Origin of the sequence: Holdemanella sp. DFI.5.55 (assembly GCF_020593575.1) — a bacterium.
Taxonomy (GTDB): domain Bacteria; phylum Bacillota_I; class Bacilli_A; order Erysipelotrichales; family Erysipelotrichaceae; genus Holdemanella; species Holdemanella hominis.
Map to the genome: position 1 here is coordinate 1 of NZ_JAJDMK010000103.1, position 5,147 is coordinate 5,147.

A 5,147-nucleotide genomic window follows, 5' to 3' on the forward strand; every position below is an offset into this window, starting at 1 on the left:
TGATTCTCTTTCAATAGAAATGATTCTTGATCTGTTCATCCACATTATACAATTCCATATTAACCAGAATACTTTTCTTCCTGGTTTCATAATACGAAAAGAAAGAGCAGAAATAAAACTGCTCTTTTCGTTTACTTAAATGCTCTTTTAAATCTTTCAAAAGGAGATTCAGATTGTCCTGATTTTAATTCTTCATATAGCTCTCTTTCTCTGCGAGATACTTTACGTGGAATTTCAACCTGTACTTCTACAAATTCATCCCCTTGTCCTGAACGAGATTTTACACCTTTTCCTTTTAGACGGAACTTAGTGTTTGGCTGTGTTCCTTCAGGAATTTTCAATTCAACATCGCCATATACTGTTGGTACTTGAATCGTACATCCAATTGTCGCATCAATTGAACTGATTGGAACTTTAATGAAGATATTGTTGTCTTCGCGTTTGAAAGTTGGATGTGGCGTAACCATAATTTCGATGTATAAATCGCCATTAGGCCCTCCATTTGTTCCTCTTTCACCTTTTCCAGGAATACGAATCTGTTGACCTGATTGAATGCCTGCTGGAATCTTAATATCTAGTTTTACACGACGGTGCTCATATCCGTTTCCATGACAATGGGAGCATGCACGTGTAACTTTCTTACCTGTACCATGACAATCTGGACATACGCTTTGTTGCTGAATCACACCAAATGGTGTTCTTTGTTGAGACATAACATATCCAGAACCATGGCATGTAGGACATGTCTGCACATCACTTGGGCTTTCAGCTCCAGATCCGTTACAGTGTTTACATGTTTCATCCACATCCAATGAAATCGTTTCTGTTTTACCAAAAATTGAATCCATGAAATCAATGCGCATCTGCATGTAACGGTCTTGCCCTTGTCGAGGCTGATTACTTGAACGGCGAGATCCTCCACCTCCAAATCCTCCACCAAAGAACGAACCGAAGATGTCTCCTAAATCGCCAAAATCTGTGAATCCTCCAGAGAATCCACCACCTTGTCCAAAGGCTCCATCCATACCTGCATGGCCAAATTGATCATATGTTGCACGTTTTTTCTCATCGCTTAATACTTCATAAGCTTCATTGATTTCCTTGAACTTATCTTCAGCTCCAGGTTCATGATTTCGATCGGGGTGATATTTCATGGCCAATTTTCGATAGGCCTTTTTAATTTCATCTGGTGTAGCACTTTTGCTGACGCCAAGCACTTCATAATAGTCACGTTTTTCTGCCATGTGAATCCCTCCATACGATACGAAGAAGTTCTAGCGTGGCTAGAACTTCAAATGTTGCTTATTTATTTTACTTCTCAGTGAATTCACCGTCAACTACATCATCACCTGAGTGAGTTTGTGTTGATTGTGAAGCTGCATCACCATTTGGCTGGTTATACATTGCTTGTCCTGCCTGCATTGCAGCTTTTTCAAGCAGGTCTAATTTTGTTTTGACTTCTTCCATGTTATTTTCATCTAAAGATTTTTGTAGATCATCACGCAATTTCTTAGTTTCTTCAGCTTGTTTTGGATCAATCTTATCTTTATTGTCTTCTAACATTCCATCGATTTGTGCAATGAAGCCTTCAGCTTTGTTACGTAAATCAATTTCTTCCTTACGTTTTTCATCTTCAACCTTGTTATCTTCAGCTTCACGAACCATACGATCGATTTCTTCATCACTCAATCCACTAGAGTTTTGAATTGTGATGTGTTGTTCTTTACCAGTACCCTTATCTGTAGCACTTACGTGTACGATACCGTTGGCATCAATATCAAATTTAACTTCAATTTGAGGAACTCCACGACGAGCTGGTGCAATTCCGTTTAATTGGAAGTTTCCTAATTCTTTATTGTCGTTAGCCATTGGACGTTCACCTTGTAATACACGGATATCTACAGCTGGTTGGTTATCAGCGGCTGTTGAGAAAATCTGTGATTTACTTGTTGGGATTGTAGTGTTACGAGGGATCAACACTGTCATAACTCCACCCATAGTTTCGATACCTAATGATAATGGTGTAACATCTAGTAATAATACATCATTTACATCACCTGAGATAACTCCACCTTGGATTGCAGCACCCATAGCTACAGCTTCATCTGGGTTTACTGAGTGGTTAGGATCTTTTCCTAATGCTTTACGTACTGCTTCTTGAACCGCTGGAATACGAGTAGATCCACCAACTAATAATACTTCGTCGATATCAGATTTAGACAATTTTGCATCTCTTAATGCATTTTCAATTGGAATCAATGTACGTTCTACTAAATGTTTAGTCATATCATCAAATTTAGCACGAGTTAATGTTGTATCAAAGTGCAATGGACCCGCAGGACCTGCTGAGATAAATGGTAAGCTGATTTGTGTCTGCATTACACCACTTAAATCTTTTTTCGCTTTTTCAGCAGCTTCTTTTAAACGTTGCATAGCCATTGGATCTTGCGACAAGTCAATTGCGTTATCTTTCTTGAATGTATCAACCATCCAGTTTACTAATACGTTATCGAAGTCATCTCCGCCTAAGTGAGTATCTCCGTTTGTTGATAATACTTCGAATGTTCCATCAGCTAAATCAAGGATACTAACATCGAAAGTACCTCCACCTAAGTCATAGATCAATACTTTTTCTTCTTTATCCGTTTTATCGATACCATAAGCCAATGCTGCAGCTGTTGGTTCGTTGATAATACGTTCTACTTCTAATCCAGCAATTTTACCAGCATCTTTGGTTGCTTGACGCTGAGCATCGTTGAAGTATGCAGGAACTGTGATAACAGCCTTTGTTACTTTTTCTCCTAAGTAATCTTCTGCATATGATTTCAAGTATTGAAGGATCATTGCACTAATTTCTTGTGGTGTATATGATTTTCCCTCAGCCTCTACTTTTTCATTCGTTCCCATCAAACGCTTAATTGAACTAATTGTGTTTTTATTTGTGACTGCCTGACGTTTTGCAGCATCACCAATAATACGTTCTCCATCTTTGAACGCAACAACACTTGGTGTTGTACGATTTCCTTCTGGGTTAGGAATTACTTTACAATCTTTACCTTCCATAACCGCAACACAGCTATTTGTTGTACCTAAGTCAATACCAATAATTTTACTCATGATAATTACCTCCCTATTCGCTCACTTTTACTAATGCTGGTCGTAAAATACGATCCTTCAACATATATCCTTTTTGTAATACTTCAATAACCATTCCACTTTCAACGCCTTCTTTTTTCTCTTGCATTAAAGCCTGCATTGTATTGTGGTCGAATGGTTTATCGGCTGCATCTATTTCCTGTACGCCTTCTTTTTCCAGCACACCTTTCAATTGTTTATGAATCATCTCAAAACCTTTGACATAATTCTTAATTGTCTCATCCTCGGTTTGTACTTTCAAAGCCATTTCCATTGAATCAAGAATTGGCAAGATTTCCGTTGCTGGCTGTTGGAAGCGATATTTTCGAGTTGCATCTGCATCTTTCTGTAGACGTTTTTTCATGTTTTCTGTATCTGCATAAGCACGTGCTACATCATTTTTTGCCTTGTCCAGTTCTGCCTTCAAACCTTCAATAATTTCGTCTGAACTTGGTTCTTTTTTTTCTTCAGCTGCCCCTTCAACAACTTCTTCTTTTGTTTCTTCTTTTACTTCTTTAGTTTCTTCTTTGCTCATCGTTGGCACCTCCCTTATCTTTGTCTGTCCCAAAGACGTCTTCGATGACATTTGACATATAATTCATCAAGGCCACGACCTTGGAATATTGCATTCGATTTGGACCAACAACCATTAATTGTCCTTCCTCATCGCTGTTATAATGGAATTTTGTCGTTAATACTGAACAATCTCCGATTTGTAACAACTCGTTTCTTTCCCCAATCTGGATTGCTACATTTCCCTCTTGATCCGTCCATTGATGGAATAAACTTCCATTTTCCAAAATACGCATCATTTGTTTCAACTTGTTGATGTCACTGAACTCTGGCTGATACAACATATTACTTCGTCCAGAAACCGCAACTTTCTCTGTCGCAAATCGCATAAAGGCTGAAACGAACGCTTCAAACAAAACTTCATGTCGAACAAGTTTTGCTGCCATCATCGGTTCAATTTCTTTCATTTTTCCAACAACATCTTCAATAGGCGTTCCCACTAATTGGTCATTTAATAAATCTGTACAATTTTGAATATCCTGCATGGACACATCTGTACCAAATTGGAACACTTTATTTTCTGTATGTCCTTGATCTGTGACAATGATCGCAACAGCACTTTGATTGTTGATTGGAATCAACTGTACATGCTGTAAAGTCTGATGCCTGCTATCAGGTCCTAGAACAACACTGGTCAAATTTGTCATGTGTGACAAAATATCACAGCTCTTTTGAACAACTTCTTCTAACGAATAATGTCTTTCACTAAAGACTTGCTGTAAAGCATTCTTTGTAGAAGCATCCAAATCCGCTTCCATAAGATGTTCAACATAGTACCTATAGCCTTTTTGACTCGGAATTCGACCACTCGAAGTATGTGTCTTCTCTAACAACCCTAACTTCTCAAGTGTCGCCATCTCATTACGGATGGTTGCAGATGAAACTGGGAAATCTAGAAGTTCCATCAAAGTCTTCGAACCAACTGGTTCTGCACAACGAGTAAACTCTTCAACTATTGTTTTAAAGATTATCTTTTGACGTTGTGTGATTTCCATTGTGAAGACCTCCTTCTAGCACTCATTTTCCTTGTCTGCTATTAGTATATCACAATTTTTAGCACCGTCAACAATTGAGTGCTAAATTTCAACTAAAAAAATAAGGATACAAATATTCGTACCCTTAACTAAACATAAATCAAAAATTCTTTAATCGATTCTTCACTCACTGAGAAGATGGATGCGATAGCTTTAACAGTGAAGCCTTTGTCCAGTATAGCTTGATACACTTCAAATTGATTTAGTGCAATACCTTTGTTGATTCTTCAAACATTTCATCTAATGCTCTACACACTTTTACATCTCCTCACTTTGTAAAGAATGGATGTGATCACACATCCATTCAATCAAATACTTCTTTTTAGTTCTCTTAACGCATCTAAGTCTAATCCAACAATCTCAGAGATTTCTTCAAGTGTTTGATTATTTCTTACAAGCATTTTA

At 37.8% G+C, this 5,147-nt stretch carries 4 protein-coding genes; all 4 read right to left on the reverse strand.

Annotation, left to right across the window (positions count from 1 at the left end; all coding sequences use genetic code 11):
- Positions 1-131: 131 nt before the first annotated feature.
- A complete protein-coding gene (gene dnaJ, locus LJE08_RS12600) occupies positions 132-1,244 on the reverse strand; it encodes a molecular chaperone DnaJ (RefSeq protein WP_186998876.1) in 1,113 nt (370 codons plus the stop codon).
- A 67-nt stretch (positions 1,245-1,311) separates the two neighbouring features.
- On the reverse strand, positions 1,312-3,117 hold the full coding sequence (gene dnaK, locus LJE08_RS12605; protein ID WP_227403408.1) for a molecular chaperone DnaK: 1,806 nt from the start codon (positions 3,115-3,117) through the stop codon (positions 1,312-1,314).
- Between the two features lie 13 nt (positions 3,118-3,130).
- Entirely contained in the window at positions 3,131-3,670 is a 540-nt protein-coding gene (gene grpE / locus LJE08_RS12610) for a nucleotide exchange factor GrpE (protein ID WP_117925580.1), read from the reverse strand.
- Complete coding sequence (gene hrcA, locus LJE08_RS12615) at positions 3,651-4,703, reverse strand: heat-inducible transcriptional repressor HrcA (protein ID WP_117925579.1); 1,053 nt, start codon at positions 4,701-4,703, stop codon at positions 3,651-3,653. The genes grpE and hrcA overlap by 20 nt, the downstream gene beginning before the upstream one ends.
- Between the last annotated feature and the right edge of the window lie 444 nt (positions 4,704-5,147).